The 15,331-nt window shown below is 68.6% G+C and carries 17 protein-coding genes; 16 read left to right on the forward strand and 1 reads right to left on the reverse strand.

All coding sequences use genetic code 11. From position 1 onward, the window contains the following. Nucleotides 1-79 precede the first annotated feature (79 nt). The 12 genes from thrS to EEB19_RS00715 all read left to right on the forward strand — a co-directional run bounded on the left by thrS (nt 80) and on the right by EEB19_RS00715 (nt 11,633). On the forward strand, nt 80-2,158 hold the full coding sequence (gene thrS / locus EEB19_RS00660; RefSeq protein WP_187582211.1) for a threonine--tRNA ligase: 2,079 nt from the start codon (nt 80-82) through the stop codon (nt 2,156-2,158). After that, the gene (locus tag EEB19_RS00665; protein ID WP_187582213.1) at nt 2,148-2,705 is read left to right on the forward strand and encodes an HIT domain-containing protein; all 558 of its coding nucleotides are present in this window, start codon (nt 2,148-2,150) and stop codon (nt 2,703-2,705) included. Before thrS ends, EEB19_RS00665 begins: the two co-directional genes overlap by 11 nt. Before the next feature lie 37 nt (nt 2,706-2,742). After that, the gene (gene pgsA, locus EEB19_RS00670; RefSeq protein ID WP_187582214.1) at nt 2,743-3,456 is read left to right on the forward strand and encodes a phosphatidylinositol phosphate synthase; all 714 of its coding nucleotides are present in this window, start codon (nt 2,743-2,745) and stop codon (nt 3,454-3,456) included. A gap of 28 nt (nt 3,457-3,484) precedes the next feature. Beyond that, nucleotides 3,485-4,438: a phosphatidylinositol mannoside acyltransferase gene (locus EEB19_RS00675; protein WP_187582216.1), complete on the forward strand. Its 954-nt coding sequence runs from the start codon at nt 3,485-3,487 to the stop codon at nt 4,436-4,438. Next, nucleotides 4,435-5,559: a glycosyltransferase family 4 protein gene (locus EEB19_RS00680; RefSeq protein ID WP_187582218.1), complete on the forward strand. Its 1,125-nt coding sequence runs from the start codon at nt 4,435-4,437 to the stop codon at nt 5,557-5,559. Before EEB19_RS00675 ends, EEB19_RS00680 begins: the two co-directional genes overlap by 4 nt. A gap of 148 nt (nt 5,560-5,707) precedes the next feature. Then, nucleotides 5,708-6,244: an NUDIX hydrolase gene (locus tag EEB19_RS00685; RefSeq protein ID WP_187582220.1), complete on the forward strand. Its 537-nt coding sequence runs from the start codon at nt 5,708-5,710 to the stop codon at nt 6,242-6,244. A 171-nt stretch (nt 6,245-6,415) separates the two neighbouring features. Then, nucleotides 6,416-7,408, forward strand: a complete 993-nt coding sequence (pdxS, locus tag EEB19_RS00690) for a pyridoxal 5'-phosphate synthase lyase subunit PdxS (RefSeq protein ID WP_187582222.1) — start codon at nt 6,416-6,418, stop codon at nt 7,406-7,408. A 27-nt stretch (nt 7,409-7,435) separates the two neighbouring features. Continuing rightward, the gene (locus EEB19_RS00695; RefSeq protein WP_187582224.1) at nt 7,436-8,281 is read left to right on the forward strand and encodes a PP2C family serine/threonine-protein phosphatase; all 846 of its coding nucleotides are present in this window, start codon (nt 7,436-7,438) and stop codon (nt 8,279-8,281) included. Nucleotides 8,282-8,445: 164 nt separating this feature from the next. Next, nucleotides 8,446-9,012 (forward strand): helix-turn-helix transcriptional regulator, encoded by a 567-nt coding sequence (locus tag EEB19_RS00700; protein ID WP_187582226.1) that lies wholly within the window; start codon nt 8,446-8,448, stop codon nt 9,010-9,012. A 213-nt stretch (nt 9,013-9,225) separates the two neighbouring features. Further along, nucleotides 9,226-10,080 (forward strand): acyl-CoA thioesterase II, encoded by an 855-nt coding sequence (locus EEB19_RS00705; RefSeq protein ID WP_187582228.1) that lies wholly within the window; start codon nt 9,226-9,228, stop codon nt 10,078-10,080. 32 nt (nt 10,081-10,112) lie between these two features. Next, nucleotides 10,113-10,739 carry a pyridoxal 5'-phosphate synthase glutaminase subunit PdxT gene (gene pdxT, locus EEB19_RS00710; protein ID WP_187583025.1) on the forward strand — a complete coding sequence of 209 codons (627 nt, stop codon included), beginning with the start codon at nt 10,113-10,115 and terminating at the stop codon, nt 10,737-10,739. A gap of 141 nt (nt 10,740-10,880) precedes the next feature. Then, nucleotides 10,881-11,633: a YebC/PmpR family DNA-binding transcriptional regulator gene (locus EEB19_RS00715; protein WP_187582230.1), complete on the forward strand. Its 753-nt coding sequence runs from the start codon at nt 10,881-10,883 to the stop codon at nt 11,631-11,633. A gap of 20 nt (nt 11,634-11,653) precedes the next feature. Here the strand turns inward: EEB19_RS00715 and EEB19_RS00720 are convergent, their stop codons facing one another. Next, complete coding sequence (locus EEB19_RS00720) at nt 11,654-12,265, reverse strand: hypothetical protein (protein ID WP_187582232.1); 612 nt, start codon at nt 12,263-12,265, stop codon at nt 11,654-11,656. Nucleotides 12,266-12,384: 119 nt separating this feature from the next. Between EEB19_RS00720 and ruvC the strand changes: the two genes are divergently transcribed. The 4 genes from ruvC (at nt 12,385) to yajC (ending at nt 15,252) form a co-directional block, all read left to right on the forward strand. Further along, complete coding sequence (gene ruvC / locus EEB19_RS00725; protein WP_187582234.1) at nt 12,385-12,987, forward strand: crossover junction endodeoxyribonuclease RuvC; 603 nt, start codon at nt 12,385-12,387, stop codon at nt 12,985-12,987. Then, entirely contained in the window at nt 12,984-13,580 is a 597-nt protein-coding gene (gene ruvA, locus EEB19_RS00730; RefSeq protein ID WP_187582236.1) for a Holliday junction branch migration protein RuvA, read from the forward strand. Before ruvC ends, ruvA begins: the two co-directional genes overlap by 4 nt. Continuing rightward, a complete protein-coding gene (ruvB, locus tag EEB19_RS00735) occupies nt 13,580-14,668 on the forward strand; it encodes a Holliday junction branch migration DNA helicase RuvB (RefSeq protein WP_187582238.1) in 1,089 nt (362 codons plus the stop codon). The genes ruvA and ruvB overlap by 1 nt, the downstream gene beginning before the upstream one ends. A 164-nt stretch (nt 14,669-14,832) precedes the next feature. Continuing rightward, on the forward strand, nt 14,833-15,252 hold the full coding sequence (gene yajC, locus EEB19_RS00740; RefSeq protein ID WP_187582240.1) for a preprotein translocase subunit YajC: 420 nt from the start codon (nt 14,833-14,835) through the stop codon (nt 15,250-15,252). The last annotated feature ends 79 nt before the right edge of the window (nt 15,253-15,331 follow it).

Genomic DNA, 15,331 nt, shown 5'->3' on the forward strand with positions numbered 1-15,331 from the left:
GAGGCCGCGCAGATACGATCAGACTGCAACCGAACCCAACCGACACGCGCGGCGTGTTACGACTGCTAGGAGCCTCCCCGTGCCCGACGAACGCCAGGTGCCCCACTCCGCCACCATCCGTGTGCCGGCCGGGACCACCGCGGGCACGGCGCTACGCGAACTCGAACTGCCCAACAAGGGGCCCGAGGCAGTGGTCGTCGTCCGCGATGCGGCGGGAGCCCTGCGCGATCTGTCCTGGGCGCCCGAGCTCGACACCGACGTCGAGCCGGTGGCGGCGAACACCGAGGCCGGCCGCAGCGTGATCCGCCATTCCTGCGCGCATGTCCTCGCGCAGGCAGTGCAGGACCTGTTCCCCGACGCCAAGCTCGGCATCGGTCCGCCGATCAAGGACGGCTTCTACTACGACTTCGACGTCGCCGAGCCGTTCACCCCGGAGGACATCGCGGCGCTCGAGAAGAAGATGAAGCAGATCATCAAGTCGGGGCAGCGGTTCTCGCGACGGGTCTACGCGTCGAAGGACGCGGCCCGGATGGAACTCGCCGCCGAGCCGTACAAGCTCGAGCTGATCGATGACAAGGGCGCCGCCGCCGACAGCGAGGTGATGGAGGTCGGCGGTGCCGAACTGACCGCCTACGACAATCTGAATCCCCGCACCGGCGAACTGATCTGGTGCGATCTGTGCCGTGGCCCGCACGTGCCGACGACCAAGTACATCTCCGCCTTCAAGCTGACCCGCAGCTCCGCCGCCTACTGGCGTGGCGATCAGGACAACGCCGATCTGCAGCGGATCTACGGCACCGCCTGGGAATCGACCGAGGCCCAGGACGAGTACCTGGAGCTGCTCGCGGAAGCCGAACGCCGAGACCATCGCAAGCTGGGCGCCGAGCTCGACCTGTTCAGTTTCCCCGATGAACTCGGGTCGGGGCTGCCGGTGTTCCATCCCAAGGGCGGCGTCATCCGCAAGGAGCTCGAGGACTACTCGCGTCACCGTCACACCGAGGCCGGATACGAGTTCGTCAACACCCCGCACATCACCAAGTCGCACCTCTACGAGGTCTCGGGCCATCTCGAGTGGTACGCCGACGGCATGTTCCCGCCGATGCAGCTCGACGCGGAGTTCAACGAGGACGGCAGCATTCGCAAGCCGGCACAGGATTACTACCTGAAGCCGATGAACTGCCCCATGCACAACCTGATCTTCCGGTCGCGCGGGCGGTCTTATCGCGAGCTGCCGTTGCGGCTCTTCGAGTTCGGGTCCGTCTACCGGTACGAGAAGTCGGGCGTGGTGCACGGCCTCACCCGTGTGCGTGGGATGACCCAGGACGACGCGCACATCTACTGCACGCGCGAGCAGATGCGCGACGAACTGCGGTCGCTGCTGACGTTCGTTCTCGACCTGCTCAAGGACTACGGCCTCGACGACTACTACCTGGAGCTGTCCACCAAGGATCCCAAGAAGTTCGTCGGCGACGACGAATCGTGGGAGATCGCGACCAACACCCTGGCGGAGGTGGCGCGCGAATCCGGGCTCGACCTCGTGCCCGATCCGGGCGGCGCCGCCTTCTACGGACCGAAGATCTCGGTGCAGGTGAAGGACGCCCTCGGTCGCAACTGGCAGATGTCGACCATCCAGCTCGACTTCAACCAGCCGGAGCGTTTCGAGCTCGAATACACCGGACCGGACGGCAACAAGCATCGCCCGGTGATGATCCACCGCGCCCTGTTCGGCTCGATCGAACGGTTCTTCGGGGTGCTCACCGAGCACTATGCCGGTGCTTTCCCGGCTTGGTTGGCCCCGGTCCAGGTCGTCGGCATACCGGTCGCGGAGGCATTCGCCGATCACCTGCAGACGGTGGTCGACGGACTGCGGCGTCGTGGCGTGCGCGCCGAGGTCGACCATTCCGATGACCGGATGCAGAAGAAGATCCGCAACCACACGACCGGTAAGGTGCCGTTCATGCTCCTCGCCGGCGAGCGCGACGTCAGCGCCGATGCGGTCAGCTTCCGGTTCCGCGACGGCTCCCAGGTCAACGGTGTCCCCGTTGATCGGGCCGCCGATTTCATCGCCGAATGGATCGCGGAGCGCCGCAACGAGTCCCCGACGGCCGAGGCCGTGTCGGAGCTCGTCGGACCGGCCGAGGGGACCGATGACGTCTGAGGGGGACCCGGCCGAGATCCGGGACTGCGGAACCGGGGACCCGGACCGGCTGCAGCGGCTGTGGAGTCCGCACCGGATGACCTACATCACCGCGGATCCGCCGCCGTCGTCGAAGTCGACCGGTCATCCGTTCCTGGACATCCCGCTGATGTCGGACGAGGACGGGCTGATCGTGGCCCGGGGCAAGTCGGTGTACGCCGTGCTCAACCTGTACCCGTACAACCCCGGTCACACGATGATCGTCCCGTATCGGCAGGTCGCCGATCTGGAGGCGCTGACCGCGGACGAATCCGCGGAGCTCATGGCGTTCACGCAGCGGATGATCCGCACGATCAAGGCGGTGTCGAACCCGAACGCGTTCAACGTCGGACTCAACCTCGGCTACGCCGCGGGCGGGTCGCTGGCCGAACACCTCCACCAGCACATCGTCCCGCGCTGGATCGGCGACGCGAACTTCATCACGGTTGTCGGGGAGACGAAGGTCATGCCACAGTTGCTGCGCGACACGCGGTCGTTGCTGTCGTCGGCCTGGTCAGAACAACTGTGATCCCGGAGACCGGGTCGCGGACGAAGGGAGCGGTCAGATGTTGAGCATCCGGGGCCGGGCCTCGGTGTCCAAGGTGACCCTGCCGCTCGGTCGTGCGCTGCTGCGCACCGGTCTCAGTCCGGACGTCATGACCCTGATCGGCACGGCGGCCACGATCGCCGCGGCGCTGACCCTCTTCCCGATGGGGTATCTGTTCGCCGGCACGCTGGTCATCTGGCTGTTCGTCATGTTCGACATGCTCGACGGCGCGATGGCACGGGCCCGCGGGGGTGGCACGCGGTTCGGTGCCGTCCTCGACGCCACCTGTGACCGCATCGCCGACGGTGCCATCTTCGCCGGGCTCGCGTGGTGGTGTGTCTTCACTGAGCCGCATCAGCTCCTGCTCGTCGCGACCCTGATCTGCCTGGTCACCTCCCAGGTGATCTCCTACGCGAAGGCGCGTGCCGAGGCCAGCGGCCTCAATGGTGACGGCGGCTGGATCGAACGCCCGGACCGACTGATCATCGTGCTCGTCGGCTCGGGACTCACCGGTCTGGGACTGTCCTGGGCGATCCACATCGCCATGTGGGCCCTGGCCGTGCTCTCGGTGATCACCGTCGGACAGCGGATGTGGTCGATCCACAACTCGCCGGGTGCCCGGGATCTCATCCCGCTGGCCACCTCCTCCGACGACGAGACCGTGCCGGCCGACACGACTCCCGACGAGGAGCCCCCGACATCGGGCACCCAACCCCAGGCCGGGGCACACTGACACCCATGACGACGGGGGAGATGCACCGATGAGCCGGGTCAGCGCGAGGCTCTCGGATCTGGGCTACGCGGCCGGGTGGGCCGCGGTGCGCCACGCTCCGGAATCCCTGGCACGCGGACTGTTCGACCGGGCGGGCGAGCTTGCCGGTCGCCGCAACGGTGGCCCGGAACAGTTGCGACGCAACCTCGCCCGCGTCATCGCGACCACACCGGACGAGGTGCCCGACGACCTCGTCGCCGACGCCGTACGCTCCTACGCCCGCTATTGGTGTGAGGCGTTCCGGCTGCCGGCCCAGGATCTGGCCACGACTGCGGCAACGATGACGCTGCCCGACGAGGACCACGGAATCCTCGACGACGCGGTCGCCAAGGGCAAGGGCGTCATCCTCGCTCTTCCGCACAGCGGGAACTGGGACATGGCCGGAGTCTGGCTCGTGCAGCACTACGGTCAGTTCGCCACGGTCGCCGAGCGGCTCAGACCGGAATCTCTGTTCAACCGGTTCGTCGCGTACCGCGAGTCCCTCGGTTTCGAGATCTTCCCCCTCAGCGGCGGGGAACAGCCGCCGTTCGGGCTGCTCGCCGAACGTCTGCGGGCCGGCAAGATCATCTGCCTGCTCGGCGAACGCGATCTCGCCCGACACGGCGTTCCCGTCACCTTCTTCGGCGAGCGCACACGGATGCCCGCGGGACCGGCACGGCTGGCCATCGAGACGGGTGCCGCGCTCATCCCGGTCCATCACTGGTTCACCGAGTCGCCCACCTCGATCGCTTCCTGCGGTCGTCCGATCGACGTGTCCGGCGGGGTCGGACCAGCGACCCAGGCCCTCGCGGATGTGTTCGCCACGAACATCGCGGCGCACCCGCAGGACTGGCACATGCTGCAGCCGCTGTGGGAGTCGGACTGGTCCGATGAGCGGCGTGCGCGACTGACCAGGCAGGAGACCCCGACGGGGGAGGCCGCGGCGGGCGAGGTCGAACGATGAGAATCGGGATGGTCTGCCCGTATTCGTTCGACGTGCCCGGCGGTGTGCAGGCCCACGTGGTCGAACTCGCGCAGGTCTTCATCGAGCGTGGACACGAGGTGAGCGTCCTCGCGCCGTCGGCCCCCGAGACGCCACTGCCGGACTATGTCGTCTCCGCGGGACCGGCTCTCGCCATTCCGTACAACGGATCGGTGTCGCGTCTGAGCTTCAGTCCGACCGGCTATCTGCGGCTGCGCAAGTGGGTCGACGAGAGCGGATTCGACGTCCTGCACGTCCACGAACCGAATGCGCCGAGCATCTCGATGCTGTCGCTGATGGTGGCGTCCGGACCGATCGTCACCACCTTCCACACGTCGACCACGAAATCGTTGTGGCTCACCGTGTTCCAGGGCATCCTGCGGCCCTATCACGAACGGATCTCCGGGAAGATCGCCGTGTCCGAACTCGCGCGCCGCTGGCAGATGGAATCGCTGGGCTCCGACGCGGTCGAGATCCCCAACGGGATCGACGTGGCGTTCTTCGAGAACGCGCGCCCGCTCGACGGACACCCCTGGCCGGGTCACACCATCCTGTTCCTCGGCCGCTACGACGAGCCGCGCAAGGGTATCGACATCCTCATGCGTGCGTTACCCGCAGTGGTGGAGAGCTTTCCGGACGTGCGGGTCCTCGTCGTCGGCGGCGGGAACGAACGCGCTCTCCGCCGCCGTGCGGGCGCGCTGGCCGAGCACCTGGTGTTCCTCGGGCAGGTCGACGACGACACCAAGGCGCGCGCACTGCGCTCGGCGGACGTCTATTGCGCACCGAATCTCGGTGGCGAGAGCTTCGGCATCGTCCTCGTCGAGGCGATGGCCGCGGGTGCCGCGGTCGTCGCGAGCGATCTCAACGCGTTCCGCCGGGTCCTCGACGACGGTCGCGCCGGACGACTCGTCCGTACGGGATCGTCGGACGATCTCGCGGAGGCGGTCATCGAACTGCTCGGAGACGACGAGGCGCGGGCCGAACTGGTCGAGGCCGGCCGCCGCCGCGCCGATCGGTATGACTGGTCACGGGTCGCCGATCAGATCCTGCGGGTGTACGACACCGTGACCGTCGGAACCGGACCGGTCGTCGTGTCCGACTGAGTACAGCGGCCGACGCCCGGACCTTCAAGCCGCACAACCGCGTTCGAACGCCCGGGGTGCAGCGCCCCAGGCGTCGACGCCCCGGGGTCCGACGCCCTAGGGTTCGACCCAGACCCGCGCCGCCGATCAGACACCACAGGGGGAGCTCGTGACCATCTCAGGCCTGACCATCGTGATCGTCGGGGTGATCATCCTGCTCGCCGTCCTGGCCGGCGGGTGGGCGTTCCAGACCGCGAACCGCCTCGACCGACTGAACGTGCGTGTGGACCTCGCCCGGCAGGCACTCGACGCGGCGCTCGCCCGGCGTTCCGTCGTCGCCCGGGCCATCGCGGCCGGGATGATCGCCAGCTACGACGAGGACGCTCGTGCCGCGGGCCAGGCGCTCGCCGTCGCCGCAGACCAGGCCGAACACGCAGCACCGCAGTTCCGTGAGCAGGCGGAGAACCGGGTGTCGGGATTGCTCGCCCAGACCGACACCCAGAGCCGCCCGCAGGGACTCGTCGTCGAACTCGCCGACGCCGAGACGCGGGTGATGATGGCGCGTCGCTTCTACAACGACGCCGTGCGCGACACCCGGAATCTGGCCGAACGGCGTCTCGTCCGGTGGTTGCACCTGGGCGGTACCGCCGAACTGCCGCAGTTCTTCGAGATCATCGAACGGGTCACGCCGAGCAGCGGCTCCTGACCGCCCCGGTGCCTCGGCGGCACGCCCACCGAGCCACGAGCCCGGTCGGCGACGGGCGTACACCGAGGTGGCCGATGAATCGTGTCGACACGCTCGCCTAGACTTGAGGGTGACATCCGCATCGATGCGGTGCCGGCCTGCGCGCCGGACATGACGACCCAGGAGACATCAGTGAGTCAACCCCAGTCAGGGAACACTCCCGGACCGGACGCCGTGAACGGCCTCAACGGCGCGGCTGCGAACGGAACGGGGGCCAACGGCCACCGCGACGTGGCGCCCACGGTCGGGCAGGGCACCGCGCGGGTCAAGCGGGGGATGGCCGAGATGCTCAAGGGTGGCGTGATCATGGACGTGGTCACCCCCGAGCAGGCGAAGATCGCCGAGGACGCCGGTGCGGTCGCCGTCATGGCACTCGAGCGCGTGCCCGCAGACATCCGTGCGCAGGGCGGTGTGTCGCGGATGAGTGACCCCGACATGATCGACGGCATCATCTCGACCGTGTCGATCCCGGTGATGGCCAAGGCGCGGATCGGGCATTTCGTCGAGGCGCAGGTGCTGCAGAGCCTCGGTGTCGACTATGTCGACGAGTCGGAGGTGCTGACCCCGGCCGACTACGCCAACCACATCGACAAATGGGCGTTCACGGTGCCGTTCGTGTGCGGCGCGACGAATCTGGGTGAGGCGTTGCGGCGGATCACCGAGGGGGCGGCGATGATCCGCTCCAAGGGCGAGGCCGGCACCGGTGACGTCTCGAACGCGACGACGCACATGCGCCGGATTCGTGATGAGATCCGGCGGTTGACGTCGTTGCCGAGTGACGAATTGTATGTGGCGGCAAAGGAATTGCAGGCGCCGTACGAGTTGGTGGCGGAGGTGGCGCAGGCGGGCAAGCTGCCGGTGACGTTGTTCACCGCGGGCGGTATCGCGACGCCGGCCGATGCGGCGATGATGATGCAGCTCGGTGCCGAGGGTGTGTTCGTCGGATCGGGGATCTTCAAGTCGGGCAACCCGGCGCAGCGTGCGGCGGCGATCGTGGCGGCGACGACCTTCCACGACGATCCCGACGTGCTCGCGAAGGTGTCGCGCGGGCTCGGAGAGGCGATGGTCGGGATCAATGTCGATGACATCCCGCAACCGCATCGGCTCGCCGAACGGGGCTGGTAGTCCGATCTGCCGTAGGATCTGCTGACCATGGACTCGGCGACCATTGTGCGGGACGCATCCCGTTGCGGCACCCACACACTCGGCGGACTCCGGCTCGACTGGGCAGTGGTGTGCAACGTCGGCCGGGTGCGCGAGACCAACGAGGACGCGGCTCTCGTCGCACCCGGCATCTATCTGCTCGCCGACGGCATGGGCGGCCACGACAGCGGTGAGATCGCCAGCGAGGCGGCCCTGGTGACCCTGGCCGACATCCCGGCGATGGGCGAGCAGACCGATACACAGATCCAGCTGATCGAACTGTTGGCGGTGGCGCAGGGCAAGATCGGCGCCATCGCGACCGAATCCGATCGTCGAGCGGGGACGACCGCCACCGGCGCGGTCCTGGTCACCCACGAGGGCGAGCCACACTGGTTGGTGCTCAACATCGGCGACTCACGGACCTATCGTCTGCAGAGCGGCGTCCTGGAGCAGCTCACCGTCGACCACTCCCAGGTGCAGGAGTTCGTCGACGCGGGGTTCATCACCCGCGAGCAGGCGCGGGTCGACCCGCGGCGCAACGTCATCACCCGTGCGCTCGGCGCGGGAATGGCCGAACCCCAGGCCGATTTCTTCTCGCTGGCCGCACTTCCCGGCGACATCATCCTGGTCTGCTCGGACGGACTCACGGGCGAGCTGCCCGACGAGGAGATCGCCGACATCCTCGGCGGGGCCGAGAGTGCGGAGGTCGCCGCCGAGTCACTCGTCGAGGGTGCACTCGCGCTCGGAGCCCACGACAACGTCACCGTCGTGGTGGTCGAAGTCGGCGCGACCGTGTCCGAGGACGGCACCTTCGAGGAGGCCACCTCCGACGAGGGTGTCGAGGAGACCGACTGAGGACTCCTCCGACGCCGGGTGCGGTCGTCGCAGGTCAGGTGAGTAGTCCCCACCGGAATCCGAGTAGTTCTGCGCATCCTGGAACCTGACGCCGATTCGTAGCGTCTAACTCACGACAGCGGGGCAGAACGACGGAGATGCCCCCGGACGAGTGAGGACACGCCATGACAGTCACCGCCCAGTACATTCCGCAGCATCACTCTCCTGTCCGCGCCGGAGCGATCGAGCGTGACCGGGATACACGTCGTCGGGTCGAGGCGAACCGACGACGCCAAGAGGCACTGGCTCGCCTGGCGCAGCGTCGGATGCCGCTGCCCGGCAGCCCGCTACCCGGATTTCCGGGGGACGGACACCGGACACCCGGCGTCGGCGAGACGATCACACGATCCCGCGGCGCCTCGACCGATCGTGCACACATGATGCTGGTGACGCCGGCCGGGCATGGCGGGGCACAGGCCACCCGTTGCGCCTGCGCCGAGTCGTCGGCTGATATCGCTGATCTGGAGCGCCCGTCGCTGACCACCCGAGAGGTGCAGGTGCTGCGCACCTGGCTGATGGTCGACTCGAAACCTGCTGTGGCCGAGGAACTCTTCATCTCCCTCGGCACCGTCAACACACATCTCACACGGATTCGCGCCAAGTACGCGGAGATCGATCGCGCGGCGCCGACCAAGGCCGCGCTCGTCGCCCGGGCGGTCCAGGACGGCCTCATCTCCCTCGACGAGTTGTGATCGACGACGTCATGACCGACCGCGACTGACCACCAACAGACGACGGGCACCGACACAGCGCCGCGGCCGTTCCCGGGTCGGGGGTTTCGGGAACGGCCGCGGCACCCGGGTTGTCGTCCGGGACCGGGGGTGGCGTTACAGATGCCTGCTCGCGGTCGTCGCCGAGGCCACCCGGATCGCCCGGAGGCGCCTGTCCGATAGATACTGTTCGGCGTGGCAACCATCGAAGAGATCCTTCAGGTCGAGGCAATCGAGACCGACATCTTTCGGGGACCGGCGTTCCCGAGTCACCTCCAGCGGACCTTCGGTGGACAGGTGGCCGGGCAGGCGCTGATGTCGGCGACGCGCACCGTGTCGGACGACTTCGCCGTCCATTCGCTGCACGGATACTTCCTTCGACCGGGCAATCCCGACATCCCGGCGGTCTTCCTGGTCGACCGGATCCGCGACGGCCGGTCCTTCACGACCCGCCGCGTCACCGGTATCCAGAACGGCGAGGCGATCTTCACCATGTCGGCGTCGTTCCACGTACGTACCGACCACGGCATCCAGCACCAGGACCGGATGCCCCCGGCGCCCGCGCCGGACGGTCTGCCGGACCGGATGACCGATCTCCCCGAGGAGGCGAAGGCGGTGTTCAAGGAATGGAAGAACTTCGACATCCGCGTCGTGCCGAGGGAGCTGTTGACCACGTCCGACTACTTCGCCGCTCAGCAACGCGTCTGGTTCCGCTACCGGCATCGGCTGCCCGACGATCAGGTCTTCCACGTCGGCACGCTGGCGTACATGAGTGACATGACGCTGCTCGGGTCGTCGAAGGTGCCGCACCCCGGTGTCGAACCGCAGGCCGCATCCCTCGACCACGCGATGTGGTTCATGCGGCCCTTCCGCGCCGATGAGTGGTTGCTCTACGACCAGACGTCGCCATCGGCCGATGCGGGGCGCGCCCTGACCCAGGGTCGGATCTTCGATCGCGAGGGCCGGATGGTCGCGGCGGTCACCCAGGAGGGACTGAGCCGAACCGGTCGCGACATGCCGGCCGATCAGCACGCGCGGCAGGACCGGTGAGCGCGGCCGACCCGCGCGACGACACCGCAGCGATCGCCGCCGGATCGCCCGTGATCGGGGTCCTCGCCCTGCAGGGCGATGTCCGCGAGCACCTCGCCGCGCTGACCGAGGCCGGGGCCCAGGCGCGCCCCGTGCGTCGGCCCACCGAACTCGATGAGGTCGATGCGATCGTCATCCCCGGTGGGGAGTCGACGACGATGAGCCACCTGCTCACCGTGTTCGAGCTGTTCGAGCCGCTGCGGGACCGGCTCGCCGGGGGGATGCCCGCCTACGGTTCATGCGCGGGGATGATCATGCTGGCCAGCACCATCCTGGACACCCGCCCGGATGCCGGCCATCTCGACGCCCTCGACATCACGGTGCGTCGCAACGCTTTCGGACGTCAGGTGGAGAGCTTCGAGACCGACCTGCGGTTCGACGGGATCACCGACGGCCACGAGCAGCCGTTGATGCGCGCGGTGTTCATCCGGGCGCCCTGGGTCGAGTCGATCGCACCGGACGTCGAGGTCCTGGCCCGGGTGCCCGACGGGCCGGCCAAGGACCGGATCGTCGCGGTCCGGCAGGGTCGGGTGCTCGCGACCTCCTTTCATCCCGAGGTCACCGGTGACCGCCGCGTGCACCGGTTCTTCGTGGACATGGTGCGGTCGGCGACCGGGTGATCGGGTACCCGGCACCGGCGGCCGGGACGAGTCGGGGCCGGCCCGCCGACCCGGCCCGGTAAGATCTTGACGTTGGGCCTGCCGTCGCCGGAGCGTGCGCGAGCGGGCCGCCATCGTTGTCGAGAAGGATGCGGGAGTCTCATGAGCGGCCATTCCAAATGGGCCACCACCAAGCACAAGAAGGCGGTCGTCGACGCCAAGCGCGGCAAGATGTTCGCCAAGTTGATCAAGAACATCGAGGTGGCGGCGCGCACCGGCGGTGGTGACCCGGCCGGCAACCCGACTCTCTACGACGCCATCCAGAAGGCGAAGAAGTCCTCGGTCCCCAACGACAACATCGAGCGGGCCCGCAAGCGAGGCGGCGGCGAGGAGGCGGGTGGCGCCGATTGGCAGACCATCATGTACGAGGGTTACGGCCCGAACGGTGTCGCCGTCCTGATCGAATGCCTCACCGACAACCGGAACCGCGCCGCGGGTGAGGTCCGCACGGCGATGACCCGCAACGGCGGCAACATGGCCGATCCGGGCTCGGTGTCCTACCTCTTCACCCGCAAGGGCGTGGTGACCCTGGACAAGAACGGACAGTCCGAGGACGACGTCCTCCTCGCGGTGCTCGACGCGGGTGCCGAGGAAGTCAACGACCTCGGGGAGTCCTTCGAGGTCGTCAGTGAGCCCACCGATCTCGTCGCCGTACGCACCGCCCTGCAGGACGCCGGCATCGACTACGACTCGGCGGAGGCCGATTTCCGTGCGTCCGTGGAGGTTCCGGTCGACGCCGACGGCGCCCGCAAGGTCTTCAAACTGATCGACGCACTCGAGGACTCCGACGACGTCCAGAACGTCTACAGCAACGTCGACGTGAGCGACGACGTCCTCGCCGAGCTCGACGCCTGACGGGAGCGACCGCTGGAGGATCAGCTCGTCCGCCGGAACGCGGGCCGCTCGGGGTGGTCGTAGCGGACCTCGATGTCCGGCGCAGGTGCGCTGCAGGCGTCCTCGAGTAGCGCCGGAATCGTCCACAGGTCGCCCTCCGGGGTGCGTCGGCGCAGTGCGCCCTCGCTCATGATCAGTGCGACCGTCGCATCGACGACGAGTCCGCTGCTGCGCACCATCGGACCCGCGAGGACCAGGACCTGATCGATGGCGGCGGTGCGCGGCCCGTCACGGAACGAGCGATCCCGGACCGGATCCCACAACCTCGGCAACCACTGCCCCTTCGACCGCAGCGCGTCGACGACCTCGCGCCGCACTGCGGCATGGTCGAACCAGATGGTGCGGTAACTCTCGGCGTCGGCGTGACCGAACTCCAGTCGCAGCGATGCGGGACGGAGGAAATCGGCCATGGCCACGACCGACGCGGCGCGCCCCGATGCCTCCACGTGGTCGGCGACCGCTGTGGCCAGCGCGACCGGTTCCGCGGCGTCGGCGCCGTCGACCGCGACGATCCGCCGCCCCGGCCCGTCCGTGGCGAGGTCGGAGACGAGCTCGACGAGGGCGTCGGGGGAGATGGGCTGCAGGCTCGGCATGGCACCCGCCATTGTCCCTGCTGTCGTCTGATGGTCCGCGCGTGTTGCTCGCCGTGGTCGTCGGTGACTGCCGATAGAATCTCGAACAACTGTTCGGTTCGGCGAGACGGAGGATCCGCGTGCGCGTGATGGGAGTCGACCCCGGACTGACGAGGTGCGGGATCGCGCTCGTCGAGTCCGGGAAAGGCAGAGCGGTCACCGCGCTCGACGTCGACGTGGTGCGCACTCCCAGCGACATGGAACTCGCGGACCGGCTGCTCGCCATCTACACCGCCGCCGCCCACTGGCTCGACGTGCACCGACCCGACGTCGTGGCCATCGAGCGGGTCTTCGCCCAGAACCAGGTGTCGACGGCGATGGGCACTGCCCAGGCCGGAGGCGTCATCGCGCTGGCCGCCGGGCAGCGCGACATACCGGTGCGGTTCCACACACCGTCCGAGGTCAAGGCCGCCGTGACCGGCAGCGGACGCGCCGACAAGGCGCAGGTCACGACGATGGTGACGCGAATTCTCGGAATGCAGACAAAACCACGGCCCGCCGACGCCGCCGACGCGCTGGCGCTGGCGATCTGTCACTGCTGGCGTGGTCCGATGACGGAGAAGATGATCGAGGCACAGAAGACGGCGGAGGAGCTCGCCCGACGCCACCGCGAGCGAGTCGCGCAGGCGTCGGCCGGTCGCACGACGGGACGGGCGCGCGCGGGCAAGGGGGGAGCGGCATGATCGCATCCGTACGAGGGCCGGTGATCGACATCGCGCTCGATCACGTCGTCGTCGACTGCGCGGGCGTCGGCTATCGGGTCTTGGTCACCCCCGCAACCGTGGCCTCGGTCCGTCGCGGCGAGGAGGCGACGCTGCTCACCTCGATGATCGTCCGCGAGGACTCGATGACTCTCTACGGGTTCACCGAGCCAGATGCGCGGGCGCTGTTCGCGTTGCTGCAGACCGTGACCGGGGTGGGCCCGCGTCTGGCCATGGCCACCCTCGCCGTCATCGAACCCGACGCGCTGCGGCGGGCATTGGCCGAGTCCGATGTGAAAGCCCTCACGACCGTCCCGGGTGTCGGCAAGCGCGTCGCCGAGCGTCTGGTCGTCGAACTGCGGGACAAGGTCGATGCGCCTGCGGCGCAGGGCACGGCCGGGCCGGTGACCGGTGGGGGTGCGGTGCGTGATCAGGTGGCCGAGGCGCTCGTCGGGCTCGGGTTCACCACCGGCCCCGCGGACAAGGCGGTCGCTGCCGTGTTGGCCGATGCGCCCGACGCCGACGCGTCCACGGTCCTGCGCAAGTCGCTGGCACTGCTGGGGAAGACCGCCTGATGAACGAACTGCCCCCGGATCCCGACGAGCGCGAGGTGAGCGCGGGCGAGCTGCACTCCGACGGTGACTTCGACGCCGGGCTGCGGCCACGGTCGTTGGCGGACTTCATCGGTCAGCCGCGGGTGTGCGAGCAGCTCGAACTGGTCCTGCACGGCGCGAAGGGCCGCGGCGGGACACCGGATCACATCCTGCTGTCGGGGCCACCTGGACTCGGCAAGACGTCGCTGGCGATGATCATCGCCAGCGAGATGGGGGCGGCGATCCGGGTCACCTCCGGCCCGGCCCTCGAACGGGCGGGGGATCTGGCCGCCATGCTGTCGAACCTCGTCGAGGGCGACGTGCTGTTCATCGACGAGATCCATCGCATCGCCCGGCCCGCCGAGGAGATGCTCTATCTCGCGATGGAGGACTTCCGCGTCGACGTCGTCGTCGGCAAGGGGCCGGGGGCGACGTCCATCCCGCTCGACGTCGCGCCGTTCACCCTGGTCGGGGCAACCACGCGGTCCGGTTCGCTCACCGGCCCCCTGCGCGACCGCTTCGGTTTCACCGCGCACATGGAGTTCTACGAGACCGACGAGCTCATCCGGGTCCTGCGTCGGTCCGCGGGCATCCTCGGTATCCGGCTGCTCGACGACGCCTCGACCGAGATCGCCCGTCGCTCGCGCGGTACTCCACGGATCGCGAACCGTCTGCTGCGCCGCGTCCGCGACTATGCGGAAGTCCGCGCCGACGGCATCATCACCGTCGAGATCGCCCGTGCCGCACTGGCCGTCTACGACGTCGACGACCTCGGGTTCGACCGGCTCGACCGTGCCGTCCTCAATGCGCTCGTCCGGGGCTTCGGGGGAGGCCCGGTCGGCGTGTCGACGCTGGCGGTGGCCGTCGGGGAGGAACCGACGACGGTCGAGGAGGTCTGCGAGCCGTTCCTCGTCCGCGCCGGGATGATGGCGCGCACCCCGCGGGGACGTGTCGCGACTGCCGCCGCCTGGCATCACCTCGGGCTGACGCCACCCGCCGGTGCCATGAACGCGAGCTTCGGGGTGCGCTCGCGCGAGGACGCGACGGGCAGTCTCTTCGACGATCTGTAACCGCTCGGGACATCCTCCGACGCGGGCATGGCACACTGGTGAGAGCCCGCCGGAGGAGTTGGTGCATCCGAGCGCGCCCTCGTGCGGCCGTCGGCCGACCCGCCGAATCCGACATACCACCCAGAAACACCACGACCGAACCGACAAGGATTGTTGCTGTCACCATGGAGTCCCTCTTCTTCCCCCTCCTGCTCGCCCTGCTCGCGGGGTTCATGTTCCTGAGCATCCGCAAGCAGAAGAAGCGCATGTCCGAGATGCAGGAGATGCAGAACTCCGTCGCCACCGGCGCGCGTGTGCAGCTCACCTCCGGCATGTTCGCGACCGTCGTGGACGACTCGGCATCGGACTTCGTCGACCTGGAGATCGCCACCGGCGTCGTCACCCGGTTCAACCGTCTCGCCGTGGTGCGTGTGGTGCCGACCGACGAGGCCGCGGCCACCTATCCGGGCGCGCTGACCGAACGCCCCGAGCAGATCGAGCCCGAGTCGATCGATCACACCCCGTCGACCGACCCGGCCGACACCCCCGCCGACGACACGATCATCGCGGACCGACCGGCGGACAAGCCGACCGACGACAAGTGACGCACACCGCGGACGGGACCTCCCGTCCGCGGTGCTTCCGCGCGGACACCGGGACCCGGGGGTTACCGCACAGTCAGTA

Origin of the sequence: Gordonia sp. OPL2 (assembly GCF_003797825.1) — a bacterium.
In the GTDB taxonomy this organism is placed as follows: Bacteria; Actinomycetota; Actinomycetes; order Mycobacteriales; family Mycobacteriaceae; genus Gordonia.

Excerpts from the sequence above, each read along its gene's own strand:
- EEB19_RS00665 (WP_187582213.1), top strand. The coding sequence starts at position 2,148 with ATGACGTCTGAGGGGGACCCGGCCGAGATCCGGGACTGCGGAACCGGG.
- pgsA (WP_187582214.1), top strand. The coding sequence starts at position 2,743 with ATGTTGAGCATCCGGGGCCGGGCCTCGGTGTCCAAGGTGACCCTGCCG.
- EEB19_RS00675 (WP_187582216.1), top strand. The coding sequence starts at position 3,485 with ATGAGCCGGGTCAGCGCGAGGCTCTCGGATCTGGGCTACGCGGCCGGG.
- EEB19_RS00680 (WP_187582218.1), top strand. The coding sequence starts at position 4,435 with ATGAGAATCGGGATGGTCTGCCCGTATTCGTTCGACGTGCCCGGCGGT.
- EEB19_RS00695 (WP_187582224.1), top strand. The coding sequence starts at position 7,436 with ATGGACTCGGCGACCATTGTGCGGGACGCATCCCGTTGCGGCACCCAC.
- EEB19_RS00700 (WP_187582226.1), top strand. The coding sequence starts at position 8,446 with ATGACAGTCACCGCCCAGTACATTCCGCAGCATCACTCTCCTGTCCGC.
- EEB19_RS00715 (WP_187582230.1), top strand. The coding sequence starts at position 10,881 with ATGAGCGGCCATTCCAAATGGGCCACCACCAAGCACAAGAAGGCGGTC.
- EEB19_RS00720 (WP_187582232.1), bottom strand. The coding sequence starts at position 12,265 with ATGCCGAGCCTGCAGCCCATCTCCCCCGACGCCCTCGTCGAGCTCGTC.
- ruvA (WP_187582236.1), top strand. The coding sequence starts at position 12,984 with ATGATCGCATCCGTACGAGGGCCGGTGATCGACATCGCGCTCGATCAC.
- ruvB (WP_187582238.1), top strand. The coding sequence starts at position 13,580 with ATGAACGAACTGCCCCCGGATCCCGACGAGCGCGAGGTGAGCGCGGGC.
- yajC (WP_187582240.1), top strand. The coding sequence starts at position 14,833 with ATGGAGTCCCTCTTCTTCCCCCTCCTGCTCGCCCTGCTCGCGGGGTTC.